23 protein-coding genes and 1 riboswitch are annotated in these 25972 nt (G+C 33.1%); of the genes, 6 read left to right on the top strand and 17 right to left on the bottom strand.

The features are described 5' to 3' along the window. Window positions 1–107: 107 nt before the first annotated feature. Entirely contained in the window at window positions 108–926 is an 819-nt protein-coding gene (locus tag NSU06_RS02105) for an SDR family oxidoreductase (RefSeq protein WP_017175010.1), read from the bottom strand. 215 nt (window positions 927–1141) lie between these two features. Between NSU06_RS02105 and ppx the strand changes: the two genes are divergently transcribed. Continuing rightward, complete coding sequence (gene ppx, locus NSU06_RS02100; RefSeq protein WP_048762206.1) at window positions 1142–2683, top strand: exopolyphosphatase; 1542 nt, start codon at window positions 1142–1144, stop codon at window positions 2681–2683. Window positions 2684–2785: 102 nt separating this feature from the next. After that, window positions 2786–4951, top strand: coding sequence for an RNA degradosome polyphosphate kinase (locus tag NSU06_RS02095; RefSeq protein ID WP_048762207.1), 2166 nt, complete (start codon window positions 2786–2788; stop codon window positions 4949–4951). A 56-nt stretch (window positions 4952–5007) separates the two neighbouring features. Here NSU06_RS02095 and NSU06_RS02090 read toward each other — a convergent pair whose 3' ends face one another. After that, window positions 5008–6240: an acetylornithine deacetylase gene (locus NSU06_RS02090; RefSeq protein ID WP_048762209.1), complete on the bottom strand. Its 1233-nt coding sequence runs from the start codon at window positions 6238–6240 to the stop codon at window positions 5008–5010. A 125-nt stretch (window positions 6241–6365) separates the two neighbouring features. Continuing rightward, a complete protein-coding gene (locus NSU06_RS02085) occupies window positions 6366–7061 on the bottom strand; it encodes an SDR family oxidoreductase (protein WP_019834994.1) in 696 nt (231 codons plus the stop codon). 156 nt (window positions 7062–7217) lie between these two features. Between NSU06_RS02085 and NSU06_RS02080 the strand changes: the two genes are divergently transcribed. After that, window positions 7218–7499 carry a DUF1413 domain-containing protein gene (locus NSU06_RS02080; RefSeq protein WP_019834993.1) on the top strand — a complete coding sequence of 94 codons (282 nt, stop codon included), beginning with the start codon at window positions 7218–7220 and terminating at the stop codon, window positions 7497–7499. A gap of 155 nt (window positions 7500–7654) precedes the next feature. On the opposite strand, the gene NSU06_RS02075 is transcribed toward NSU06_RS02080, so the two are convergent. The 14 genes from NSU06_RS02075 to NSU06_RS02010 form a co-directional block, all read right to left on the bottom strand. Continuing rightward, complete coding sequence (locus NSU06_RS02075; protein WP_002448449.1) at window positions 7655–7846, bottom strand: hypothetical protein; 192 nt, start codon at window positions 7844–7846, stop codon at window positions 7655–7657. A gap of 334 nt (window positions 7847–8180) precedes the next feature. Continuing rightward, window positions 8181–11012: a DEAD/DEAH box helicase gene (locus NSU06_RS02070; RefSeq protein ID WP_048762211.1), complete on the bottom strand. Its 2832-nt coding sequence runs from the start codon at window positions 11010–11012 to the stop codon at window positions 8181–8183. Next, complete coding sequence (locus NSU06_RS02065) at window positions 11012–11407, bottom strand: (deoxy)nucleoside triphosphate pyrophosphohydrolase (RefSeq protein WP_048762213.1); 396 nt, start codon at window positions 11405–11407, stop codon at window positions 11012–11014. The genes NSU06_RS02070 and NSU06_RS02065 overlap by 1 nt, the downstream gene beginning before the upstream one ends. 443 nt (window positions 11408–11850) lie before the next feature. Continuing rightward, a complete protein-coding gene (gene galU, locus NSU06_RS02060; RefSeq protein WP_049413706.1) occupies window positions 11851–12717 on the bottom strand; it encodes a UTP--glucose-1-phosphate uridylyltransferase GalU in 867 nt (288 codons plus the stop codon). Between the two features lie 157 nt (window positions 12718–12874). Further along, on the bottom strand, window positions 12875–14230 hold the full coding sequence (locus NSU06_RS02055) for a gluconate:H+ symporter (RefSeq protein ID WP_049413704.1): 1356 nt from the start codon (window positions 14228–14230) through the stop codon (window positions 12875–12877). 43 nt (window positions 14231–14273) lie between these two features. Next, window positions 14274–15812 carry a gluconokinase gene (gntK, locus tag NSU06_RS02050; RefSeq protein ID WP_049413701.1) on the bottom strand — a complete coding sequence of 513 codons (1539 nt, stop codon included), beginning with the start codon at window positions 15810–15812 and terminating at the stop codon, window positions 14274–14276. A gap of 22 nt (window positions 15813–15834) precedes the next feature. Then, window positions 15835–16515, bottom strand: a complete 681-nt coding sequence (locus tag NSU06_RS02045; RefSeq protein ID WP_049413698.1) for a GntR family transcriptional regulator — start codon at window positions 16513–16515, stop codon at window positions 15835–15837. 117 nt (window positions 16516–16632) lie between these two features. Continuing rightward, window positions 16633–17355 carry a MerR family transcriptional regulator gene (locus tag NSU06_RS02040; RefSeq protein WP_049379288.1) on the bottom strand — a complete coding sequence of 241 codons (723 nt, stop codon included), beginning with the start codon at window positions 17353–17355 and terminating at the stop codon, window positions 16633–16635. A gap of 91 nt (window positions 17356–17446) precedes the next feature. Beyond that, the gene (locus NSU06_RS02035; RefSeq protein WP_049413694.1) at window positions 17447–18322 is read right to left on the bottom strand and encodes an alpha/beta fold hydrolase; all 876 of its coding nucleotides are present in this window, start codon (window positions 18320–18322) and stop codon (window positions 17447–17449) included. 123 nt (window positions 18323–18445) lie between these two features. After that, window positions 18446–19147, bottom strand: coding sequence for a GTP pyrophosphokinase (locus NSU06_RS02030; RefSeq protein ID WP_049413692.1), 702 nt, complete (start codon window positions 19145–19147; stop codon window positions 18446–18448). A gap of 155 nt (window positions 19148–19302) precedes the next feature. Continuing rightward, window positions 19303–19716 (bottom strand): DUF2188 domain-containing protein, encoded by a 414-nt coding sequence (locus NSU06_RS02025; RefSeq protein WP_048683330.1) that lies wholly within the window; start codon window positions 19714–19716, stop codon window positions 19303–19305. 72 nt (window positions 19717–19788) lie between these two features. Next, window positions 19789–21726 (bottom strand): FUSC family protein, encoded by a 1938-nt coding sequence (locus NSU06_RS02020; RefSeq protein ID WP_171991281.1) that lies wholly within the window; start codon window positions 21724–21726, stop codon window positions 19789–19791. Window positions 21727–21821: 95 nt separating this feature from the next. Beyond that, complete coding sequence (locus tag NSU06_RS02015; protein ID WP_048679552.1) at window positions 21822–22106, bottom strand: putative quinol monooxygenase; 285 nt, start codon at window positions 22104–22106, stop codon at window positions 21822–21824. A gap of 177 nt (window positions 22107–22283) precedes the next feature. Next, the gene (locus NSU06_RS02010; RefSeq protein ID WP_017175033.1) at window positions 22284–23564 is read right to left on the bottom strand and encodes an MFS transporter; all 1281 of its coding nucleotides are present in this window, start codon (window positions 23562–23564) and stop codon (window positions 22284–22286) included. A 347-nt stretch (window positions 23565–23911) separates the two neighbouring features. Then, window positions 23912–24021, top strand: a riboswitch (TPP riboswitch). A gap of 67 nt (window positions 24022–24088) precedes the next feature. Between NSU06_RS02010 and NSU06_RS02005 the strand changes: the two genes are divergently transcribed. Genes NSU06_RS02005 through thiS form a run of 3 tightly spaced genes read left to right on the top strand, consistent with a single transcriptional unit; the run spans window position 24089 to window position 25971 of the window. Further along, complete coding sequence (locus tag NSU06_RS02005) at window positions 24089–24679, top strand: thiamine phosphate synthase (RefSeq protein WP_048679547.1); 591 nt, start codon at window positions 24089–24091, stop codon at window positions 24677–24679. Continuing rightward, window positions 24672–25787, top strand: a complete 1116-nt coding sequence (gene thiO, locus NSU06_RS02000) for a glycine oxidase ThiO (protein WP_049382419.1) — start codon at window positions 24672–24674, stop codon at window positions 25785–25787. The genes NSU06_RS02005 and thiO overlap by 8 nt, the downstream gene beginning before the upstream one ends. Then, window positions 25771–25971 (top strand): sulfur carrier protein ThiS, encoded by a 201-nt coding sequence (gene thiS / locus NSU06_RS01995; RefSeq protein WP_017175036.1) that lies wholly within the window; start codon window positions 25771–25773, stop codon window positions 25969–25971. Before thiO ends, thiS begins: the two co-directional genes overlap by 17 nt. Window position 25972: the final 1 nt, after the last annotated feature.

The following is a 25972-nucleotide window of genomic DNA, read 5'->3' as shown; positions in this document are numbered from 1 at the left end:
TAACATTTTTATAAAATATGGTAATTTATCTAAATACATAAAAAGCAAGAGACAGCTTCACATTGAAGCCATCTCTCACACTTAAACGCTAATATATCTATTATGATTTATTCTACAGAATGTTTCCATTTATCTTCACTTAACATTTCACCAGGCCAAGTGTATGCCATCACACCACCATCAATACGAATCGTTTCACCTGTAATAAATGAACTATCATCTGATGCTAGGAAAGCAACCAATTTACCTACTTCTTCAGGTTGTCCTAAACGACCAAGTGGAGTGACCCATTTCTGATTATCGCGGAATGTTTTACCCGCTTCATCTTCAGATGTACCAGCTAAATGATCTACAAGCGGTGTTTCAATGGTACCTGGTGCAATCGCGTTCGCACGAATATTTTCACGTCCATATTCAATCGCAATCGATTTAGTGAAATTAATGACGCCACCTTTAGCAGCATTATAACCAGAACGATACAAGTCTGCTGCTTGTCCTGAGAATGAAGCTGTATTAATGATTGAACCTCCATTATCCAACATTAATGGTAATAAGAATTTCGTTACTAAGAATGTACCTCTCATATCGACAGACATAATTTTATCAAATACTTCAACTGGATATTCATGAATACGTCCTGCCCCATTATCTACACCTGCATTGTTGAAGATAATGTCAATGTGACCATAGTCTTGTTTAACTTTCTCAGCAAAATCTTTCACTTGTTGATCTTGAGAGATATCAACTTTATAAGCTGTCGCTTTACCGCCCTCTTGATTAATGTCATCTACAGTTTTTTCTAATTCATCTGAAATATCAAGTGCTAAGACATGTGCTCCTTCTTGCGCTAACACTTTTGCCGATGCTTGTCCAATACCTGTACTTGCACCTGTGATGACTGCAATTTTATTTTCTAAACGTCTCATCTTGTCACACTCCTAGTGAACATGTTTTCTAATACAACCTTATTCTTCCACTAAACAGTTTAGATTAAACGTGATACTAAAAATGAAATCGTTTTACATTTGAATTCTTTTCTATATCCAAAGAAATGTAAATATGATTCGTATCTTTTTCTATTAATAAAATTCATGTAAAATAAAACTATAATAGGAAGTATTGAAAGACTTAGGAGGCCATGATGGAAGAACGTATAGGATTAATAGATATTGGCTCGAATACGATTAGATTAGTTATCTTTAAATTTAGCAAAGAGGCAGGATTAAATGAATTGCTCAACATTAAAACGCCTGCTCGCTTGAGTCAATATTTGACAAAAGAAAATAAAATGAGTCAAGAAGGTATTAAAGTACTCATTGAAGCATTACGCAGTTTTAAATCTGTATCTGAAAAATTTAACGTAAAAGAATTACATCCTATCGCAACAGCAGCAATTCGTCAATCTGAGAATAAGGATGACATTGTTAAAAAAGTAAAAGATGAACTTGATATTGAAATTTCAATTATCCCTGAAAAAGACGAAGCATATTATGGTTATTATGCTATTACTCATACTACGGAAATTGAAAATGGCGTATCTGTAGACATCGGTGGCGGTTCAACTGAAGTTACTTTATTTAAGGATAAAGAATTATTTGAATCACACAGTTTTCCTTTCGGTGTAGTAACATTAAAACATAAATTCTTTGATGGCAAAGATCACAATGATAAAGGCGCGATCAAAGATATGGAGAAATTTCTATCTCAACAATTTAGTACATTAGATTGGCTTAAAGATCAAGATGTTGCATTAGTCGGCGTCGGTGGTTCTGCACGTAACGTAGCACGTATTCATCAATCCGAACACGCTTATCCTATAAGTGGTGTACACAATTATACAATGTCAGATAAAGATATTGATGAAGTGTACAACGTTATACGTAAAAGTTCACGTGATGAGTTAAATAACCTAGATGGATTAAGTCGCGATCGTGCAGATATTATTCTTCCAGCGGTGTCAGTATTTAAGACACTTTATAAAAAAATAGATGCGAAGCAATTCACATTTTCAAGAAATGGCTTACGTGAAGGTTATATTATTAAACAAATTCGCTCACGCTATCCAGATGTATTTGACAAAAATAATGTGCGTAAAGAATCGATTTATTTCTTAGCCCATGATTATCACATCGAAGAACATAGCTCACAAGGTCGTCTAAAATTAGCACAATCTTTATTAAAACAATTACTTGATTTAGGTGATTTAAAGATTAATGACACAGAGCAACGTCTCTTTGAAGAAGCGACCTATATTTATTATTTAGGTAGATTTATTGATTCAGATTCAAGTTCTCCACATACGTATTATATTATCGCGAACTCAATGATTAATGGTTATACACATAAAGATCGCGTTAAACTCGCCCTTTTAGCAAGTTTTAAAAATAAATCTTTACTTAATTTCTATTGTAAAGAAACAGATTGGTTCAGTAATAAGGAAATTGAAACAATTCAAGCACTAGGTGGCATTATTAAATTTGTGAATGCTTTAAATATTTCACAAACTAGCTTTGTTCAAGACGTGAGTTTAAAAGAAACGAAAAAAGGCAATGACGATTATGAACTGACCGTACATTATACTGAAGGTGAACCGATTGCTGAGAAATATCAAGCATTAAGACAGAAAAAGCATATCGAAAAGATTCTTAAAGGATCAGTATCCATTGTCTTTACAAAATCTTAAAATTTGTATGCTATATTATAGGTAGATAGTTCTGTCATAGACTATATATTTTTACAAATAGAAAGATTGATAATCGAAGAAATGACGAGGTGTATTTTGAATATGCAAACTCAATTGGGAGACTATGATATTAGCTTGCCGAAGTACTATAATAATCGCGAACTCAGTTGGTTAGATTTCAACTATCGTGTATTACAAGAAGCTTATGATAACAACAATCCACTATTAGAAAAATTAAATTTCGTATCTATCTTTAGTTCGAACTTAGATGAATTCTTTATGGTGCGTGTGGCTGGTTTAAAAGACCAAGTAAAAATGGGATTCGATAAACCTGAAAACAAAACACAAATGACACCACAAGAACAAGTAGATGCGATTCAAGAAAAAGCTAAAAAATATGTCAATATACAATATGAACGCTATAACGAACTTATCGAAGAATTACGCAATTATGACATTGTTATGTGTAAACCAGAAAACTTATCTGACTCTATTTTAAGCAAGTTAGAAAGAGATTTTAAACTCACGATTTTACCAACGTTAACACCACTTGGTATAGATGCATACCATCCTTTCCCAAAACTAAATAATAAAAGTCTAAATATCTTCGTAGATATCGATACAGATGATGCCATTAACTCAGCGATTGTTCAAATTCCATCTCTTATCCCTAGATTTTTAACTTATAATGAAGGTTCAAAACAATATGTAGTCATGGTAGAAGATGTCATTACACACTTCATTAATCACTTATTTACAGGCTATGAAGTATTAAATACCTTTACATTTAGAATTACTCGAAATGCTGATTTAACGATTCATGAAGATGGTGCTGAAGACTTACTTATCGAAATTGAACGCTTCTTAAAAGAACGTAAAAGTGGTTCTGCTGTACGCTTAGAAGTCGACAATCGTACAGCGTCTATCGAAGATTTAGGATGGTTAACAGACACTTTAGAAGTGGATGAACAAGACGTTTACTTACTTAATGGACCTTTAGATTTAACATTTATCTTTGGCTTAGTTGACCATCTATCCCATAAATTGAAATATTTAACATATGATAAATATACACCACAAATTCCACGTTCATTAGGTAACAATAATGTGTATGATCTTGCATTAAAACGTGATGTCTTTTTCCATCACCCATACGAATCATTTGAGCCTATCGTAGACTTTATTCGTGAAGCAGCTGAAGATCCTAACACGATTGCGATTAAACAAACGCTTTATCGTGTAAGTAAAGATTCACCCATTATTAAAAGCTTAAAAGAAGCGGCTGAAAATGGTAAACAAGTGACTGTACTTGTAGAATTAAAAGCGCGTTTCGACGAAGAAAATAACGTTCATTGGGCACGTATGTTAGAAGATGCAGGTTGTCACGTTATTTATGGTATGACCCATTTAAAAACCCATAGTAAAATTGCTCTTGTCGTTAAACGTATCGGTGGCGAATTAACTTCATTCGTACACTTAGGTACAGGTAACTATAACGATAAAACTGCAAAACTATACACAGATATGGGTGTGATTACGACAGATAAATTAATTGCTGAAGATGCCATTAATTTCTTTAACTATTTAAGTGGTTACTCAGTTAAACCTGAATATAATAAATTAATTGTCGCACCATTCGATATTCGTGACGTCTTTATTGATCGCATTGATAAAGAAATTGCAAGTCATCGTCAACATGGTAACGGTAAAATTATGATGAAAATGAACTCCTTAACTGATAAGGCCATCATTGAAAAATTATTTGAAGCATCTCAAGCGGGTGTTAAAATTCAACTCATTATTCGCGGTATCTGTTGCCTAAAACCAGGCATTCCAGGGGTCAGCGAAAATATTGAAGTTGTCAGTATTGTAGGTCGTCTATTAGAACACTCTCGTATTTACTACTTCTACAATAATGGTGACGAACGTATTTATTTATCATCTGCAGACGTAATGACACGTAACATGATTAAACGTGTTGAAATCTTATTCCCTGTAGAAGATAAAGAAATCGGTAAACGTCTTGTAGACTTTATGAATTTACAATTATCTGATAATCAAAAAGGACGTTATCAAGATCAATATGGTGATTATCATTACGTTCAAAATGATTTATCACCATTAAATTCACAAGCTTACTTGATGAAAGAAGCAGTTAAATATGGTAAAAAGCTAAAAAAGGAGACAACCCAGCCTTCAGGAATGCCCGTCGTTTCCAAAAGAAGAGCTAGCTGGGTCAATCGTCTTCGAAAAACATTAAAAAAATAATATGACTATAAAATAGCCAAGTCGTGTCATTCATAAGCACGACTTGGCTTTTTAATTTATTTCTCAGGATGTTCATACCAGTGTTTTAAGAATGTATATAACACATCACTATAAGTTTGAAGTTCTTGTGCTTCTATCTTTTCATCCACACTATGAGCTTCTTCTAAACTACCTGGACCATATAAAATGGTTGGAATATCAAAATGAGCTGTCCAACCTCCATCTGTCACTGTGGTACTCATACCATGTTTCATTTCGCTATGATGAACGTGATAATGCGCATCTTGTAATTGTTTAAAGCCGGGATGTTCTAATGGAATCGTAAAACTTGGGAAAATTTCTCCTTTATCTTCTATCATTGATTCACCGCCCCATTCGAACTGTAACGGGTTCTCTCTCAACCAAATGTCTGCATCTGCAACACGATTTAAATACGCTTCTATCTCTTTTGTAACGTCGTCATAACTTTCATTCGGTAAATAATGAACCGTAATCCATAAACGACATTCATCAGCAATAAAAGCAGGATGACGTCCCCCTTCAATAACTGCTGGATTAATTGTATTCGCACCTGGTGGCATCCCAGGACTATGTTTCATTACTGCCCAGTGTTGTTCAAGTTCATTCAGTGCTTGAATGATTTTAGTCATTTTTTCAATTGCACTCGCACCAAATAAACCTCCGCCAGCATGAATCGTTTGACTACGTGCGCCATCATGAATGGTATTCTTACTTTTAACAGTAATCCACCCTGTAATGACCCCGCCTTGTCCAAGTGCCATATTTTCACTTGTATCTAATACTAATGCTAAATCTGCTTGAGGACCGATTTCACATGCGCGTTTTGTTCCCGCTTCACCCACTTCTTCTCCTACTACAGATTGCACGACAATATCTCCTTTAGGTCGTCGTCCTTCTTGATGTAGTTTTTCAAGCACATAAAACAGCGAGGCCATACCGCCTTTCATATCACTCACACCACGACCATATAGCCATCCCTCTTTTTCAGTCAATTGAAACGGTGGATATTGCCAATTAGAATCATCGTCCACATTTGCCACATCTACATGACCATTGAGAATTAATTTAGGTGCATCCTCATCTTCCCCTTTTAATGTTGCGACGATAACACTATCATTTTCATATAAATGTTCACGTTGAATATCAAAGTTTAGTGTTTTTAATATGTGCTCAATCTCATCTTGTAAAGGATCCGTATTACGTCCAGGAGGACTCTCCGTATTATATTTGACTAATACATCTAGCAATTCAAATAAACGTTGTTCCATTACTTTATCACCCTTTTAAGTTATATTATCTTTCAATATAAGTGTAACATTTCAACACTCATATTGACGGATAAAAAAGGAGCGTTCCCTACCATAGGCAAGAAACGCTCTTATTCTCATTAGATTTAAACTGGACGAACGATGACTTCATTAACATTCACATGTGCAGGTTGTGTCACTGCATAGATCACCGCATCAGCTATATTCTCAGGATCTAATTTCTTTCTATCACCAAAGTCATATCCTTCTGTCATAGGCGTATCTACCATTCCTGGTAAAATACTTGTTGATTTAATGCCTGTTCGCGCAAGCTCTTTTTCTAAAGCTTCTACGATACGTAATACAGCAGATTTCGTTGCACTGTATAATGCACTTGTCTTATTAACTTCAAAGCCTGAAATAGATGCCATATTGACAATATGACCACTAGATTGTTCTTCAAAATGAGGAAGTACGGCATTCAGACCATATAATAACCCTTTAATATTCGTATCAACCATTTTATCCCAATCGTCTACTTTGTAATCTGTGATTTTAGAAGATAAGTTAATGCCTGCACAATTGACAAAGATATCGACTTTTCCAAATTTAGCAATCGCATTTTCTACGAGCGCATCAACGTCATCACGATACATCACATTGGTTGGTGTAATAAGGTAGTCTCCTTCATTCAAATGTTCTGCAACACGTTGTAACTTCTCATCACTACGACCAGCTAGCACAACTTTAGCGCCTTCTTCAGCAAGTCGTTTGGCTGTTGCTTCACCAATTCCACTACTCGCACCTGTAATAATCGCAACTTTATCTGTTAATTTAGCCATATTCATCATCCTTTATTGTTGTTTATTCATTCAATTTCCATAATTCTCTATAAATAAACGTCTGTATCAATTTAAAGTCTCATTTATAGATTGTAATTTAAAAGTAAACGTAATAAAGTGAAGATATATATTACTATAAATAAAGGGGAATAGAATATGTCTGTGATTGCGAAAGATTTTAGTCCATTAGTTCAAGCATTACGTCAAAAAGTAGGCCGCACAAGTTTTTCATTTCGTTTCGAAGATTTATTTACTAAAGAAGAATGGTTAAACATGAGTGTCAAAGAACGCACACGTCAAGAAAGAGAATTTATTGCACGAATGGATCACATTCTAAATATTCGAATGCCTTTTTCTAGTGAAGATGGCTATAAGTTCAAATTGTATAATCAAGAGTATCAATATAACGAAGTGAAGAACAACTTTAAATCTTTATAATAAAAAACCCACATCAAGGGAAGTGAGATGTGGGTTTTAACACATTATCCAAAAATGATTGGGGGTATATTTAGGGTATGCCCTCGATTGCTCACCAACGAGGGCATGATATTATACGTTCATGAATGTTATAGGAGGTCATTCAATTCTGTATTTTAATTTGTAACTAGTGTTTTACGTTCGAGACCATAGAAGTATAAACGTTCAGCATCTAAATAAGACATTGAATCAATTGTCATATATCCATCTTTTATATCACTAATTAATCCTTGGTTTACGCCTGTTTTTAAATAAATATCGTAGCTACCTTCTTCAGAAAAAATAACGCCTTCTATTACCTTTCTCATTAGTATCACTCCAATTACTTATTCCTTACAATTCTTATCATACACGCTTTTTTTTATTTTAAAAGGGATATGTGATGATTTTCACAAATAGTTCAATAATTTAAAAATTTGTTTGTTCATTTTTTCACATGTAAGTTGAATTTAAATGACAAGTATGTTAGGGAATAGAAAAAATTTCAATTCCTTCAAATTCTTTGCTAATTAATTAAAAAAAGAAGCATAAAATCATTAAATCTTATGCTTCTTTTCTAAAAAATATTTAGTGATAAAATAAGTTTAAATACATATTCACTCAATTTATTTAATTTAATTAAAACTAACGATAAATCGCTATTTAATTTACTAAATATCTATAAATATCATCCCTAATTGGAGTTTTCATTATAAAATTCATAGTTACAATCTTATCTTCTGTGACATTAGTTGTCTCATTTGCGCTACCTTTCATATACTCAGCTTCTCCTAAGTAATAATGCTGCGAGCCTTCAGAGTCATTTTTCTTAACAAAAATATATATTGTCTTACCGTCCTCTTTATGATTAATAATTTGATTTATTTCTTTATTCTTTAAAGATACGTTTTTTCTTGAAACCCAAGCCAACTCTTCTTGATTTAAGAAATGATCTTCATATTTTATACTATCATCTATATCTTCTGATTTATGATAAGTAATAAATAATGGTATATATCCATCAAGCACTCTATATCCATATATATTATTTGCCATGTTTTTTTTATCGTTTCTCCAATTGACTAATTTAAGAAAGTCTAAGCGCGTATATTGATTATATAAAATTAAGTCATTCCCTGAATTTTGAATTTTTTCATTATAATACTTTGCCAAATTTAAAATATCAAAAACAAATGATCGATAATCTTCGTCTTTAAGATATTCAGAAAAAGTTTTACTTAGTCTTTTTGTATTAGGATCTACAATTGGACTTCCATACCTTTCTTTTTCATTTTTACCAAAGTAATTTAACGACAAAATATTTAAAGAAGTTTTCATATCATCCTCAGATTTTAGCGAATAATCATTTCCTTTTATCATATTCTCTAAGACTTCATAATCAGATTTTTTCAAGCCTGGTAGTAATTCTTTTGATAAAAAAGTTAGATTTTTTACAGCATCTTTCCTAAAAATTTCCCCAATATAATTATACTTTTTCAAAAATAAATAATAATTATTAAATTTAGATATAATGACTTTCGGATCAATAGAATTTTGAGTAATGAAATCCATAAGCATAGGTCTTCTACCTATTCTTTCTTTTACGTTTTCAAATGCTTCTTTTATTATTTTAGTACTATTTAAATTAGCATGATCAATTGATTTGAAAATTTTCTTTTTAGCTATTTCCTCAAAGTTAATAGTTGACACACCACTTAATTTATTAGGTTCAGTCAGAAATTTTCGATAGTCATCTTTGTTATGAGATTGATTATCTGATAAAGCAATAGGAATTAAATAATTATTTTCATAATTTCCAATAAAGTCGATAATCGTTACAAACTCTTTTTCTGAACTTTTTCTTAAGCCCCTTCCAAGTTGTTGAGTAAATATAATGCTGGATTGAGTACTTCTTAGCATCACTATTTGATTAACTTCTGGAATGTCTATTCCTTCATTAAATAAATTAACAGTGACAATATAATTGATTTTTCCATTAATCAATTCATTTATTACTTTTGTTCTCTTATTCTGAGTATCTGAACCTATTAAAGCTTTACTCGGAATATTATTAAGAGATAATTTTTCAGCTATTTCGATCGCTTCTTCTTTTCGACTTACAAAAATAAGTCCTTTTAACTGACTACCTGAGTATCCATAATAATTTGTTTTTTCAATAATATGTTTTATTCTTTCATCTGAAGTCAAATCTTTTAATTCAGTATAATCATCACTTGTTACACCATTATGAATGTAATCAGTTACTCCAAAATAATGAAACGGACATAAAATATCACTTTCTAAAGCTTTAGGTAGCCTAATTTCATAAGCAACGTTATTATCAAATAACTCAAAAATATTTCCCTCATCAGTTCTTTCAGGTGTAGCAGTCATACCAAGCATAAAATTAGGTCGGAAATAATTCATTATAATCTGATAGGTCGACGCATCTGTTCTATGAGCTTCATCAAAAACAATATAATCAAATTCTTTTTTATCAAAAATCTCATAATTATTATTGTTAGACAATGTTTGAATTGTTGCAAAAAGATATTTTGATTCGATATCTTTATATTTACCAGTATAAAAACCAAAATCTGTTTCTTGATTAAACGGAAAAACTTTTTTAAATTCTTTCATTGCCTTTTTCAAAATACCTTCATTATGAACAATAAATAAAAATTTTTGAGGATTATAGTTTCTAACATCTAAGGCACATAAAATCGTTTTACCTGTTCCAGTTGCTGAAATTACTAATCCTTTCTTCTCTCCAGAATTTCTAAGTTTTTTTAAAGACATTAATGCTTCTTCTTGCATAATGTTAGGTTGGATTTCATTAGATTTTTTAAAACGATTAACCAGATGATTTTGTTCTCTATTTATTTTCAGAAAATCTTTATATAATTTAGACTCAAATGTTTCTTCATAATCATTAACCCATTGAGAATTTAGATTTATACTATTTTCCCAAAGCACTTCAAATTGATTTTTTAAATTATAAATTAACTCTCCATTTTTATGAGTAGATAATAAAATATTATGTTCATAATTTATTTTCATAGCAGTCGATGTTAAGTTGGAACTTCCTATAATCATTGAAGAGTAATCTTCATGGTCAAATATGTATCCTTTAGCGTGAAAGCCTTCTACATCAGTTAATCGAACTTCTATATTTTCTAGTTTTAATAATTCTCTATACATTTTAGGTGTATTAAAACCTAAATAATTAGAAGTGATTAACTTACCTTTGATCCCTTTATGATTTAAATCATTGAATATAGCTTTTAAACTTGCCAAACCACTTTCTGTTATAAATGCTACAGATATAAAAAAAGAATAACATTTTTCTAATTCATTAATAATAGAAGTAAGCACGTTTTGATTTTTATTATTTACAAGTAACTTAGGAGTTAAATTACTTTCATTTGTCAGGTTTTTATCAATAAATCCTTTTTTTAAGGACTGATTTAGATTTAATATTAGTTTGTCTTCCATTAATTTTTACCTTTAACGATTATTTCTACAGTTGGGATATCAGCAGGCGCCCAATCTAATTTAGCAAGTTCATCGGGTTCTAACCATTTTATTTCTTTATGTTCTGTTAAAGTTGGCATTTCATTATTTAATGTACATTTATAAGTTGTAAGGTTAACAATCCCAAAGTCATATTCATATTCAGCTGCTATTATTTTATTTTCTACAGTTAAATCGCATTTCATTTCTTCGTTTATTTCTCTAATTAAAGCTTCTTCTTCTGTTTCTCCCTTTTCTATTTTTCCACCTGGAAATTCCCATTTTAGAGGTAAACTCATATTTTCATTACGTTGTGCACATAGGATTTTATTTTCTGAATAAATGACTGCACCAACAACGTTAATATTTTTTTTCATAAATAACACCTCTGTTTTAGTTTATTTATTATAATTTTATCAAACTTCGCTTTTTCATCAATAATATACTAGAATTGAGTTTCTTTAAAAATAAAATATCACTTATCCAAGAAAATCTTAATTTTCTCGAAAAGTGATATTATTAGTCGAATTATTGCTATTGCAACATCTATGATATTCAAATTTTATATTATATAATAAAAATGTCTTAGGAGAAGTCCTAAGACGCTGAGGAAAAGTTTCTCAGAAAAAAATTTTCTGGGATGTTGAGGATTTATGATTAGAGAAGTGTTTGTCGACAATTTATACCTTCTCTAATCAGGGCACGCCTTAGCGGAAAATAGGGTGTGTCCTGTTTTTAGGTTTAGTTTTGATGAGATTGAAGTGTCTAAGAAGATTGAAGAATAACCACTTGTTCTTCAATGTCTTAGGCACTTTAATTATTATAATCCTAAATGTTTAATAAATGTTACGAGTTCATCTTTCATTTTAGGATCTTTTAACGCATATTCTATTGTCGTTTTAACGAAGCCTAATTTTTCTCCAACATCATAACGATCACCATCAAAGTCATATGCATACACTGGAACAGCACTATTCATACGTTCAATCGCGTCGGTTAATTGAATCTCATTACCGGCGCCTTCTTTTTGTGTTTTTAAATAATCGAAAATTTCTGGCGTTAAAATATAACGTCCCATAATCGCTAAATTAGAAGGTGCTGTACCTTGTTCAGGTTTTTCAACAAATTGTTTCACTTCATAGCGACGACCTTGTTTCTCTAATGGATCAATTATGCCATAACGGTGAGTCACATTTCCAGGCACTTCTTGCACTCCAATAACAGAATGTCCTGTTTCTTCATATACATTCATTAATTGTTTAATTGCTGGCTCTTCAGACTCTACGATATCATCACCTAATAATACTGCAAACGGTTCGTTACCAATGAATTGACGCGCAGTATAAATGGCATGTCCTAATCCTTTTTGTTCTTTTTGGCGTACATAGAAGATATTCGCTAAATCTGTAGAATAATGTACTTTTTCTAGTAAGTCTGTTTTCCCTTTTTCTTCAAGGACCATTTCTAGTTCTTTTTGATTATCGAAGTGATCTTCAATCGCACGTTTATGTTTACCAGTCACAATAATAATATCTTCAATGCCTGCACGTGCCGCTTCTTCAACAATATATTGAATCGTTGGCTTATCTAAAATAGGAAGCATTTCCTTAGGCATGGCTTTTGTCGCTGGTAAAAAACGTGTCCCTAAACCAGCCGCAGGTATGATGGCTTTCTTTATCTGTTTCAAACTCGAATATCTCCTTTGCGCATTCTGTCTTTTATATTATAAGTAAGTTTATCATTCTTTTATTGTCATTCATAGCGATTGACTGTATTCTTCCATGATATAAAAAATAAGAAGCAAGATTGAAATTCAATGATTTCTCTCTTACTTCTTTAATAAGTTATACAAATAAACTAATGAATAAGATAAAGATGATGCCCGATACTGAAATGATGGTTTCAAGTAATGACCAAGTTAAGAATGTTTCTTTCACAGTCAATCCGAAATATTCTTTGAACATCCAGAATCCAGCATCGTTAACGTGTGATAAGATAACGCTCCCTGCACCAATGGCAAGTACGACAAGTGCCACATTGGCATCTGAATGTTGTAATAATGGTAAGACGATACCTGTTGTTGAAATTGCTGCGACTGTTGCTGAACCTAGTGCAATACGTAATACTGCAGCGACAATCCATGCTAGTAAGATAGGTGACATAGTTGAACCTTCGAATAGCTTAGCAATCGTATCCCCTACACCACCATCAATGAGAACTTGTTTAAATGTACCGCCACCACCAATAATTAAAATCATCATCCCAATTGGGTAAATAGCATTCGTTACAGATTTCATAATGTCATCCATTTTTCTTCCTCTATGTAAGCCCATTGAAAAAATAGCAAAGATGACTGAAATTAACATCGCTGTACCTGCTGTACCGATAAAGTAAATGATTTGTTCAAACAGATTTTTAGCAGTTTCATGTCCAGTCACTAATTGAACAACCGTTGATAATAACATTAAAATAACAGGTAATACAGCAGTGAGTATACTTAAACCAAAACTTGGCATTTCAGATGCTTTAAATTCTTTTTGTGAACCAAGTGCTGAAATATCCCCTTCACGTGTATAAGCAGATGGGATGAGTTTTTGTGCAAATTTATTAAAGATTGGACCTGCAATGAGTGTCACTGGAATGGCAATAATAATCCCATATAGTAACACATGTCCAATATTCGCTTTTAATTCTTTTGCTATAACTACTGGACCAGGATGTGGTGGTAAAAAACCATGTGTCACAGATAATGCTGTTACCATAGGTAATCCTAGTTTCAGTGGTGACACTTTCGCACGTTTAGCAATTGTAAAAACAAGTGGAATGAGTAATACTAATCCTACTTCAAAGAATAATGCAATACCAACGATGAAGGCTGCAATCAACATTGCCCATTGAACATGTTTTGGTCCAAATGTATCAATCAGTGTATCCGCAATACGGTTGGCGCCTCCACCATCTGCCAGCAATTTACCAAGTATCGCGCCTAATCCAAAAATCAGTGCAATATGACCTAGGGTGCCGCCCATACCTGCTTCTATCGTTTCCATTACTTTATTTAAAGGCATGCCTAATAAGATGGCTGTTACAATAGATGTAATAATTAATGAAATAAATGTGTTTAGTTTTAAGAAAATAATCAGTGTCAGTAGTAATACGATTCCAATGACCACACTTGCTAGTGTCCATATTGTTCCCATTTGTCTTCTCCCCTTTAATGTTTCATTTATTTAAATACGTCGATTAATTCATATGTTTACGTTGAAAATCTGCAATTTCTTCATAGCGATCTTCAAGCGTACGACTTAAGTTTATGAATATCGTTACAAGTTGTTGATACATATTTACTGTATCTTGGTTCGGTTGATGTGCATAAGTCGTGCCAACCATATTTTCAATAATTGAATAATCTTCAATATCTCCCAATGCTTTTAAACCAAGGACACACGCACCTAGACAAGAACTTTCATAACTTTCTGGTACGATGACATCCGTATCAAAAATATCTGCCATCATTTGACGCCATACTTCACTTTTCGCAAAGCCACCTGTTGCTTTAATCGTATTTGGTGTTTCATTCATTACTTCGATAAGTGCTAAATAGACGGTATAAAGGTTATACAACACCCCTTCAAGTGCAGCGCGTATCATGTGTTCTTTTTGATGTGACAATGTTAAGCCAAAGAATGAGCCACGCGCATTCGCATTCCATAAGGGTGCACGTTCTCCTGCAAGATACGGATGGAAAATTAAGCCATCTGCACCTGGCTTAACACGACTCGCTATTTTAGTAAGCACATCGTAAGGATCCACTCCCAAGCGTTTTGCTGTTTCAACTTCACTGGCGAGTAATTCATCTCTTAACCATCGAAGAATGACACCCCCGTTGTTGACCGGTCCACCAATCACATAATGGTCTTCATCTAAGACATAACAGAAAATGCGACCTTTATAATCTGTACGCGGCTTATCAATAACTGTACGAATCGCACCTGATGTCCCAATTGTGACTGCAACTTCCCCTTTTTTATAACTATTGACGCCTAAATTTGATAACACGCCATCGCTTGCGCCAACTACAACCGGTGTATTTTCATCAATACCCATCAATGTGGCATAACGTTTTTTCATCCCTTTTAAAATATGTGTCGTTGGTACAAGCTGAGGTAATTGAGAGGCTGAAATACCAAGTAATTCAAGTGCTTCTTGATCCCAATCTAACTGTTGTAAGTTAAACATACCTGTTGCTGAAGCCATAGAGTGATCAATCACGTATTTTCCATAAAGTTGATAGAAAATATATGTTTTAATATCCGCAAACATTGCAGTATTTTGATAAATATCTGGTTGTTCATGTTTCATCCAAAAGATTTTAGAGAGTGGTGACATAGGATGAATGGGTGTACCTGTGCGTTTATAAATGTCATGTCCCCCATATTGCTCATTTATCAAGTCAGCATATCGATTCGCACGATTATCCGCCCAAATCATGCTTTCAGTTAAGCGCTCGTGTTGGCTATCTAATGCAATTAAACTATGCATTTGCGCACTAAAAGAAATGAATTTAATATCTTCTTTATGCACCCCAGATTCGCGAATCACATGTTTGACTGTCATTAATACGGCATCGAATAATTCATCAGGATTTTCTTCTGAAACATCAACATTTGGCGTATGTAAAGGATAGCCAATATGATGCTTTGTAATAAATTGACCTTGTTCATCATAAAGTACTGACTTCGTACTTGTTGTTCCAATATCTACTCCAATCATGTATTTCATATGTATTCCTTCTTCCTTCTATTTATTGTAACCAAAAGCTTTCAATATCTTTACCTACATCGTCAAAGTTTAAATGAAACGCTTCTCTTAACGCATCCGTATCATAACGTTCTACCGCTTCTATAAATATCGAATGGTTACGGTGTATTCTATCAAAATCTTCTTTATTTGTTCTCATTCGCTCTCTCATTGAACATAATACAAGCACTTCTACAATGGGTTTCAAATGATTCCAAAATGTTTGAAGATAATGATGTTGAGAGGCATGAATCAATGCTTCATGAAATTGAAGATCATGTTGCGTAAAGGATTCAGCATCTTCAAATTGAACAGCGACTTTCATCATTTCTAAATGTTTTTTCATTTCTTTAATCACTTTTTTTCTATCAATATGCTTTAATTTTGAAAATGCAAAGGATTCAAGCATTAATCTCAAATCATATAATTCTTTCTTTTCTTGTTCACCAAATTCAAGAACCCTTGCACCCATACGTTCGAGGTGAATGAGTTGATTCGTTTGCAGCAATTTAAATGCATCTCTAACTGGAGAGCGACTGACATCGAATTGTTTAGCCACTTGATTTTCAGTTAGTAATGTATCGGGTTCAAGCGTACTATTAACAATCTGAAACCTAAGTTCCGCAGCGATACTTTCCCCTGTAGTCATTCTGTTTTTCCATTGTTTCGGATAATGTTGTTCCATCTTTTCACCTCAATACGTTAACTTGTATACAAGTATAGTAATACACCATTTCAAATTTTGCAAGCGCTTACTTTTTTGTAATTTAAAACACCTAGCTCATGATAAGCCAGGTGTTTATTACGATTCGTTTTGGTATACTTCGATACAATAATGTGTTTGATGGCAGTTAGGACATGTTAATTGTCTTGTTTTAGGTGTATGTTTCGCTTTTACGAAAGCACCTAATGTAGGTTTAAATGTATGGTGACAATTCGGACACAGATATAACACCTTTTTTAAATATATTGCTGTCAGCACAATGGCATATGTGATTAAGATGGGTAATATAACAATCAATGGCTTAATTGAACGTCTTAATAGACTTAATAGCAAACCACTATATTGTATGATCCCTAAGATGCCAACACTTATCCAAATCTTTTTTCTAAAGTATGTTATTTTATATTCTTGTTTCATAGCATCATCAATATCAGTAAGATGGTTAATAGGCGCACTTGACTGCTCAGAAATGTATGTTTCGACTTTTTCAATTTGATTTAATGTATGACTGTACATCTCTACTTTTGAATGTAACGCATCTTTTCTCAATGAAAGTAATGTTTTAAGCGTGTTCATATTTGTATCTTCATCAAGTAATGTCTTTATTTCATCTAACGTACATCCTAATTGTTTTAATACCAAAATCAGTTCAAGCTGCTTTACATGTTCGTCAGTATAATATCTGCGATTAGAGTCTGTTTGTCGATGAGCTATAAGTAATCCTTTTCGATCGTAATATTGTAGTGTTCGAATCGTGACTTTACTCTGTTTTGCCAATTCTCCAATCGTATAGTGTGACATATCATTCACCTCCTACTGTTAACATAGCTAATGACGCTACGTCATAAGCAAGTATTATTTTAACATTTGCTTATGAAGTCTGCCGGTGGTCTCATTCTTCTTGAATCCACTGTTTAATGTGGTCAATAATACCTATTGTGCCATTAGGCAGATTATCCAAGACAGCAGGAAAGTCGATATGTCCGATACCAGAATATATGACTTCATTTACTTCACCGCCATATTTTTTATACATTTTCATTGTTTCTTGTGAATCCGTGTAAGGAATGATTTCGTCATCTTCACCTGAAATAAATAAAAGTTTAGGAAATTGTTCTATTTCTTCTATATCTGGAAGGTAATCTGCGTTTGTAGAATAAATGATATCTGTAATAATTGTTTTAATGGGTGCAATATATGAAAATAAATTACGAATGCTATTATTTTTGTTATGAAAAGATTTTTTCAAAATATATTGCGGTAAATTTTTAAAAGCAATCATCTCATCTTTAAAATGATCTCTTTTACTATTTGAAGTAAATAAACGTGACAACATGCTTTGATTTGGTGTAATACGTGCGGCGCTATTTAAATAAACTAGATGTGAAATAGGTAAAGTATTAAATTTTAATAAGCGTGTGCCAATCATCCCTCCCATAGAATAACCTATGATAACTAAATTTTTAATACCGTATGTTTCTATAACTTGTGAAAGCACATCATTGATACGCTCAGAATAATCATCTAACGTATGTTGTTCTCTTACAATGTTAGAGCTTTCGCCTCTACTTGGACAATTAACAAAAATCAGGTTGTTGTCTCTAAAATAAGGTTCAAACAACAACATAATGCGATATGTCATCATTGCTCCATGTATAAATACGATGGTTTTATCTGCATCCCTATTTCCGGCAAATGCGACTTCAATGTGTTCACCCTTAAATTGTTTTAGTTCATATCGTTGTGACTTAAAATTCTGCTCAATCATTTTAAAACTCCAAAAAATATATATTACTATTCATTTATTTTATCATAAAAATATATCATTTTATCTTACATAAAAAAGCGAAACAATAGCTATACGTTTCTATCGTTTCGCTATATGACTAAATTATTTATCTTTATCTTGAATGTCTGAGTGAATGGTTTGCATTTTTGCTTCGACATCTGAGATTTCTACTGCACATTCTTTAAGTTTATCTTTATAGTCCTCAGTATTGGTATTATTTTTATAACGAATTTTATGTTCTAAACTTGCCCACATGTCCATACCTATTGTTCGAATTTGAATTTCTACTGGTGTAGCCTCTACTCTATCGGCTAGAAAAACTGGAATCGACACGACTATATGAAGACTGCGATAACCATTTTCTTTTGGATGTTCAATATAATCTTTACGTTTAAGTAATTTAACGTCCTCTTGTTTTAATAATAACTTCTCAATCACATAAATATCTTCAAGATAATTACACACCACACGGATACCAGCGATATCTAAAATATTGGTTTTCGCTGTTTCTGCATCTATAGTTAAACCTTTACGTTGCAATTTTTTAACTAAACTCGTCATTTCTTTGACGCGACGTTCCATATGATGAATTGGATTATGTTTGTAAATATGATTAAAATTGTCATCTAAAATATCTAATTTTGTACTAATCTCTTTTAATGCAGAAGAGTATAAATGATCGAGTTCTACGAAACCCACGAGTTTATCGAATGCTTCATCTCCATTCTTAAACTTATTAATATTTTCTTTGAATTCACTGCGTAACTCTTCAATGTACAATGATGGTTTTCTCTCTACGTACATATTTGTTGCCTCCTTTAATCATCACTGTATATTATATCTAACTCTTAAGTGAACTAAAAATGATAACCTAGACTTTACGCTACTCATTTAGTCTGAGTCATTTAGTCATAAAAAAAGCCGAATAGCAGATTTAATTGCTATTCGGACTTTATACATTATTCATCTTTTTTATGTTCAATCACTTGTGTATCACGATTATCAGCAATTTCTTTAGCACGTTGTTTTGCTTCTTTTTTAGTACTAAATGTATCAGACGCTTGTTTTGCATCTTCTGTTTTGACTTTCCATTCATGATCTTCATAATATACATGAACATCTTCATCATTAAGTTCAGGTCGTGCTGATGGATCTTTTTGATGTTGAGTAATATGTTTATGTTTTAATTCTTCTAATTCTTCTTTACTGGCATCTTTGTACCATTCTTCTGCTTGTTTTGTTGCAATAGGAATAGCGTCTCCCTCTTTGTAGCCGTCTTTTAACATCGCATTTGCAATATCAATTGCTTTTTTACGCTCTAATTCATCTAAATGTTTCCAAGTTTGTGGATAATCATTCATTGTCCAAGGCATGATGTCACGCTCCTCTATAGTGTTTAGTAAGCTTTACCACCCTATGCTATAATGAAACGTCATACATTGATATTAAGCGTCCACCGTTTTCTGATGATTTGTATGATCAACGTCTTTACGTGTTGCTACACAATTATCTTGTAACTTCATTAAGGCAGATTTTAAATAATTATACTGTGGTAAATCCGTCAATTCTTTTTCATTAAGACTACCGCGTAATTCAAAATGTTTTGCTACATTTTCAAATGTGACAAGATATTCTCCCATTTGTTTTTCTGAAATGCGTTGACGTTGTTTGTCTTGCATTGCACGCATTAACATAAAGCTAATTTCTTCTAAGGCAAAAATACTTGGATAATAGTAACGAATGGCCTCTTTACTTGAGAATAATTCACCATTAGCTGAATTGTACACTTGTGTCATGTTATTCATTTTTACAGATAATGATAAACTTTCTGTTCTATCACGTGCTGTATCTTGGTATTTATTTTCTGAAAATAAATATTGGAAAATAACCGCTTCTTTACGTACCACTTCTGCAATCACAGTAGGTAACATGGTTGACGCATTTTTTCGATTAATGATTAAAACACCAATGACCGCAATCACAATCCCGATCAATACGTCAACAATTCGTGTATACGCAATATCAATGGATAAATTACCAGAGGCTAAACCATTTAACAGGATGACTTGTGTTGTAATAAAAATAACTGCAAAAGCATAATTTGCTGCGACAAATCCTTCTGTCATCATAGCAGACAGCCCCATTAAAATGACTGCGACAATTAAATGAGGTTGGAAAAAGAGTATGGCTGATAGAAGTAAGGTCCCTACAATTGTTCCAAGACCCCGTGCTAATGAACGGTCTAACATCCGAATCGTCGTTAATCCTAATAATACTGTATGAGCGGATAATGGGATCCAATATGAGCGTTGGATATTGAAAAATAACGATACAAAAATAGCCGCGCCCATAATAACAGCATACGTTAATGCATTACGGAAAATAATGGAATCGAGTGTTAAGTTTTGAACGATACGTTTACTATATAATGGCTTACGAATACTCGCTTCAGATTCTATTTGTTCCGGTTGTAATTGCGCAATTTCATCTATTTTAAGTATGTGTTGCATCAGACTTTCAAATGGTTTATCCACATCGACTTTTTTCGTCCATTTTTCTCGTTTTGAAGATAATTTATAGGCATTTCTTGTAATCATATCCATCATCTCAATCAGTTCTTGAGGGATGGGACGAATATTTTTTTCATTTAGTTCAAGTAACTCGGCATAAATTCCTTGGGCTGATGTATGCAGAAGCAATAACTTTTCAAAGCGAGAACTTAACTTTTCACTCATCGCAGTAGTCGATGTAATCAATAGTTTCTCTGAATTTTTAAATTTCGTTACTGTGTCTTGTGAAATGTCTTTAAATTTTTCAGCATCATTAAAGTGATGCATTAAATTATTAATCGTCTGAAAGTCAGAGGTAATCGCTCGATCTTCAGCTTTTTGTTTTTGGAATACAATAGTTAAAATGACGACTAATGTCGCTAACATTCCTCCAATAAAAATCGCTAAGCCACGAATCGGTGCTTGTTCTGGAGCGTCAGGTAAGTTACTGGATAAGCAAAATGTAACTAAAAAGAATGTGGATGAAGGACCCGCAATTTTTAACACATTAAATACATAGAATGGAATGACAGTAACGATTAATAATAATACGCCGTACAGAACTGGCTGATTGACAGTTAATGTTCCAAGCATCATACAAATGGTAAAGGATAACGTACAAATAATGACTGTTCTTAACATTGATTGTGCTGAACCTTTAAATACATAAGTATGTGCCAAAGTTCCGGTTGCTACGAGTAGACCAAAACTAAAATGTCCTAGTAAATACCCTATCAATGTTGGGATAATCATTAATAATCCTTGGCGTATACCTTTCCATAGATTAATTTTAGGCTTATCAAACCTTATTAATGAAGCAATCACATGTCCCACTACTATCTTTCCTTTCATTTTTCATACATCTTATCATAACATGAAAAACGCCTTGCCTAAGCACAAATATCACTTAGACAAGGCAAGTTTAGTTATTATTTTGTTTCTGCTACATCAATGACAGGTTCTTCAGCGACATATTTTCCTATATTTTCACTAAATGCTTTGAAATGATCTGAATGGTTATGTGCTTGAACCGCTTCTTGGTCTTTATAATTTTCAACAACAACGAATGTGTTACGTTCGGCTACATCTTCATAATGTGAATAAAATGTATTTCCTGGTTCTTGACGTGAACTTTGAACTAATTTGTTCATTAAATCTAAATAGTCACTACGCACATCTTCTTTAATTTTAAGCTTCGCATTAATAATAATCATATAATCACCTTCCAAATATAATTATAACGTTTTACCCGTCTATTATAAAAAGAAAACGATAGTAAGAAGAAAGGCCGCATTGATTTTCAATTCAGTCATCGATAGTCAATATATTAAAAATGCCTGAGACAACTGATGATGTCCCAAGCTTTTACTTTTGTAGATAATGTATAAATATTATTTAATATGTCTACTTTCGTCTTTAATTAATGGTTTGTCTGGTGTCACGAAGAACCATAATACAGCTGCAATCACCGCTGGAATAATTAATAATTGGAATGTCATTGTCCAGCCAAGTGATGATACTAATGCACCTGCTAAAAACGGACTGATTAACGCACCAATATTTCCCCATAAGTTCATCCAACCCGATACTGTACCAGCAAAGTTACGTCCAATGTCATTTGCTGCTGCCCAACTCATTCCCATTGAAATACCCATACCACCTAAGCCAAGTGATAACCAAAAGATGGTCACATATAAGTTTTGTGTATGAACTGCAAAGAAGATGGAGATAGCAAATACGATAAAGCCAACAATTGCAATTAACCCTCTCGCTACAAAACGACTTTGACCGCTATGCAAAATTTTATCTGAAATCGCACCCGCAGATAAAATTAAAATAAACATAATAAACCATGGTAAAGCACTAATTGTCATATCTTTAAATTGTACATGATATTGCTCAGTTAAATAAGTAGGTAACCAAATTAAGAATAGAGCAATAACAAATTGAACTACGAAATATTGCCCTGCAATAGCATAGAAACTCATGCGTTTAAAAAATTGATTCCAAGGTGCTACGGATTTAGTTGTTTCTACTAAATCACGATGTTGCATGATATACTGTTTTTCTGCTTCATTGACCATGCGATGTTGCTCAGGTAAATCTTTAGCAATAATTGCCCAAAGTGCTGCAATCACAATACCAACCGCACCGAAAATATAGAATACAGCTTGCCAGTTAAATGCATTAACAATTGCGATGGTAACTACTGGTGCTAATACTGGACCGAAATATGATCCTGCTAACAACGCACTCGATGCTCTCCCTTTTTCATCTTTAGCAAACCAAGTTGAATTGAATACTGCATTAGATGGATACATTGGCGCTTCTCCGATACCAAATAAGAAACGTACTAAATATAATAGACCATGATGTTTAATCATTCCCGTTAAAATTGTAAATGCACTCCACCATAATAATGCGATTGAAATCATCTTACGCGGACCAAACTTCTCTGCTAACATACCTGAAGGGACTTGCATCAATGCATAACCCAGTGAGAAGAATGAAGCTAATAAACCAAATTGTTGCTTTGTCATGTGAAGATCTTCCATCATTTGAGGTGCAATAAATGAGATATTAGATCTATCCATATATGCAATAACCCCAATAATAAAGAATGCGATAGCGAAATACCAACGAACCTTACTTTTCTTTTGTCTTTGTACCATAATTATTTTTCCTGCTTCCCTTTAAAATTGTGTTGATTCTACTTATACGTTGACAATGAAAACTCCCAATCACGTCTTTCCCTGTTGTTTCCAACCGCCTTTCGAGCCTCATCTCATAGGCTTTCTGATATATTTTTTATAATATTAACAGTTTTTGTAAACGTTTACAATTACTTTTTGAATATTTTTTATTTAATTTATACATGGCTATATAAAACGTGGTTTCTTGATTAAAAAATATATTACTATAAATCTAATTTATTTTTGTATTTGAACTCTATTAAAAAAGGTTGTAGAATAAAAATGAAGCAAAAATGCTGATGTTTATTTTAAACACAACTGAATAAACGATCCACTGGAAGTGCCTTTGTTTAAGGCTGAGAGTAAAGAACGAACTTTATAATTCCTGGAACCTGATCCAGTTTGTACTGGCGTAGGAAAGTGGCGACTAGGATATCGTAAAGTTAAACAAAACGCTATTTCCCTACTGCAGGGAAATAGCGTTTTTTGTTTAATAAGGAGTGATGTTCATTTTTATAGCGATAACGAAATATAAAGATTTAACCAATGATGATGTACAACATTTTCTTGATATCTCGGATGGAATAGATGGGTTATTGTTTCGTACTCCCATGTCATCAAGTGATTTGTCTTCATTTTTAACATCACTTATAGAAAAAGGATTCCCTAAATCAAAAATCATTATTCATAGTGATGTACATTTACTTGAACAACTTCACCTCTCTCATATTCATTTTCGAGAAATGGATGAAGATGCATTTAGCTATAAATCAACGCATCCAGAGATTGAAGTAAGTATGTCTACACATTCAATTGAATCTGTTAAAGCAGCTTATGAACACGATCTTGATTATGTCTTTTTTGGTCACATTTTTAAGACACCTTCAAAACCTAATCAATTGCCTCGATCAAAAGCAGAGATTCAACGTGTGTTAGAGATTCCTATTCCCATTTATGCCATTGGAGGTATCACTGAAAAAACGATTCCTCAATTACCTCATGGTTTTAAAGGAATTTGTGCGATTTCTTTTTTTATGAACGCATCTTTACAACAAATTGAACTGTTGCGAAAGGAGTGGTTGAAAGATGCATGATGTTTTAATCATAGGTTCGGGCGTGATTGGCATGTCTATTGCGCGACAATTAAGCCAATCTCACCTTGACATTGCACTTATCGATCGTGACGTGCCAGGTAAACACGCATCATATAAAGCAGGTGGTATGTTAGGTGCTCAAAATGAATTTACTGAAGATACTGATTTATTTAGGCTTGCTCTTGAATCACGAAGTCTCTTTCCACAATTATGTCAAGATTTAGAAGATGAGACAGGTATTGATATTCAGTTTCAAAATTCAGGATTAATTAAAGTGGCTAATCGTCCTGAAGATGTTGAAAGTTTAGAAAAGCAGTATCAATTTTTAAGCGGTTTAGATTCTAGCGTCATTGTTCTTTCAGATGAGGAACTTACTCATTTAACGAATGGTACAGTAACATCAAGTGAAATGGCTATTTACATTCCACAAGATGGACAAATTAATGCCAATCACTACACTAAAGCTTTATTTACATCTTTAAAGCAACGTCAAATTAAGCGATATTTTAATACAGAGGTACAATCTGTTCATCGCCAAAATGGGTACTACGATGTTGAAACGTCACAAGGCACATTACAAGCTAAGAAAGTCATTGTGGCAGCGGGCGCATGGACATCTAAATTATTAACTCAATACTCATTACCTAGAGATGTAGTCGGTGTAAAAGGTGAAGTCTTACTGATTGAAAATGATCATTTGGATTTAAAAGAAACCGTATTTATGACCAATGGCTGTTACATCGTACCAAAATATCCAAATCGTTTCTTAATTGGTGCCACAAGCGAGTTTGATAACTATTCAGTTGGTAATACAGACGATGGTATCTCTTGGTTACACCACTTTGCAAATGAACGTATACCAGAACTCGCACACGGCAAAGTCATTAAACAATGGTCTGGTGTCCGTCCATATACTGAAGGAGAAATACCGATAATGGACCGTATTGATGAAGATTTATATGTGATTTCTGGTCATTATCGTAACGGTATTTTACTTTCGCCTATTATTGGTCGTGATATCGCCAATTGGATACTCACCGGTGTTAAACCGCGTCGATATGAATCATTTAGTGCTTCAAGGAGGTTAAATCATGAAGTGTATCATTAATGGGGACACATTCAATTTTGATTCAGAACAATCTATTACATCTGTACTTGAATCTCTTGAATTAGATCCTAAACGTGTCATTGTCGAACATAATAAAACTTTAATTAAACAAGAAGACTACGATCAACATACAGTACGTGAAGATGATCGATTAGAATTATTAGAATTTGTTGGAGGCGGATAAA

Source organism: Staphylococcus sp. FSL W8-1270, from assembly GCF_038007165.1.
GTDB classification, from domain to species: Bacteria; Bacillota; Bacilli; order Staphylococcales; family Staphylococcaceae; genus Staphylococcus; species Staphylococcus hominis.
This window is presented reverse-complemented; position numbering and strand designations above follow the sequence as displayed.

Bases quoted from the DNA above. Each gene is read 5' to 3' on its own strand.
- NSU06_RS02025 (WP_048683330.1), bottom strand. From the start codon at position 19,716: ATGCCTTGGACAATGAATGATTATCCACAAACTTGGAAACATTTAGAT.
- NSU06_RS02095 (WP_048762207.1), top strand. From the start codon at position 2,786: ATGCAAACTCAATTGGGAGACTATGATATTAGCTTGCCGAAGTACTAT.
- NSU06_RS02005 (WP_048679547.1), top strand. From the start codon at position 24,089: ATGTTCATTTTTATAGCGATAACGAAATATAAAGATTTAACCAATGAT.
- NSU06_RS02055 (WP_049413704.1), bottom strand. From the start codon at position 14,230: ATGGGAACAATATGGACACTAGCAAGTGTGGTCATTGGAATCGTATTA.
- NSU06_RS02085 (WP_019834994.1), bottom strand. From the start codon at position 7,061: ATGGCTAAATTAACAGATAAAGTTGCGATTATTACAGGTGCGAGTAGT.
- NSU06_RS02015 (WP_048679552.1), bottom strand. From the start codon at position 22,106: ATGATTATTATTAATGCGAAGCTTAAAATTAAAGAAGATGTGCGTAGT.
- NSU06_RS02040 (WP_049379288.1), bottom strand. From the start codon at position 17,355: ATGTCACACTATACGATTGGAGAATTGGCAAAACAGAGTAAAGTCACG.
- NSU06_RS02065 (WP_048762213.1), bottom strand. From the start codon at position 11,407: ATGAAAAAAAATATTAACGTTGTTGGTGCAGTCATTTATTCAGAAAAT.
- gntK (WP_049413701.1), bottom strand. From the start codon at position 15,812: ATGAAATACATGATTGGAGTAGATATTGGAACAACAAGTACGAAGTCA.
- ppx (WP_048762206.1), top strand. From the start codon at position 1,142: ATGGAAGAACGTATAGGATTAATAGATATTGGCTCGAATACGATTAGA.
- NSU06_RS02045 (WP_049413698.1), bottom strand. From the start codon at position 16,515: ATGGAACAACATTATCCGAAACAATGGAAAAACAGAATGACTACAGGG.
- NSU06_RS02080 (WP_019834993.1), top strand. From the start codon at position 7,218: ATGTCTGTGATTGCGAAAGATTTTAGTCCATTAGTTCAAGCATTACGT.
- thiO (WP_049382419.1), top strand. From the start codon at position 24,672: ATGCATGATGTTTTAATCATAGGTTCGGGCGTGATTGGCATGTCTATT.
- thiS (WP_017175036.1), top strand. From the start codon at position 25,771: ATGAAGTGTATCATTAATGGGGACACATTCAATTTTGATTCAGAACAA.
- NSU06_RS02075 (WP_002448449.1), bottom strand. From the start codon at position 7,846: ATGAGAAAGGTAATAGAAGGCGTTATTTTTTCTGAAGAAGGTAGCTAC.
- NSU06_RS02010 (WP_017175033.1), bottom strand. From the start codon at position 23,564: ATGGTACAAAGACAAAAGAAAAGTAAGGTTCGTTGGTATTTCGCTATC.
- NSU06_RS02090 (WP_048762209.1), bottom strand. From the start codon at position 6,240: ATGGAACAACGTTTATTTGAATTGCTAGATGTATTAGTCAAATATAAT.
- NSU06_RS02035 (WP_049413694.1), bottom strand. From the start codon at position 18,322: ATGATTGAGCAGAATTTTAAGTCACAACGATATGAACTAAAACAATTT.
- NSU06_RS02070 (WP_048762211.1), bottom strand. From the start codon at position 11,012: ATGGAAGACAAACTAATATTAAATCTAAATCAGTCCTTAAAAAAAGGA.
- NSU06_RS02105 (WP_017175010.1), bottom strand. From the start codon at position 926: ATGAGACGTTTAGAAAATAAAATTGCAGTCATCACAGGTGCAAGTACA.
- NSU06_RS02030 (WP_049413692.1), bottom strand. From the start codon at position 19,147: ATGTACGTAGAGAGAAAACCATCATTGTACATTGAAGAGTTACGCAGT.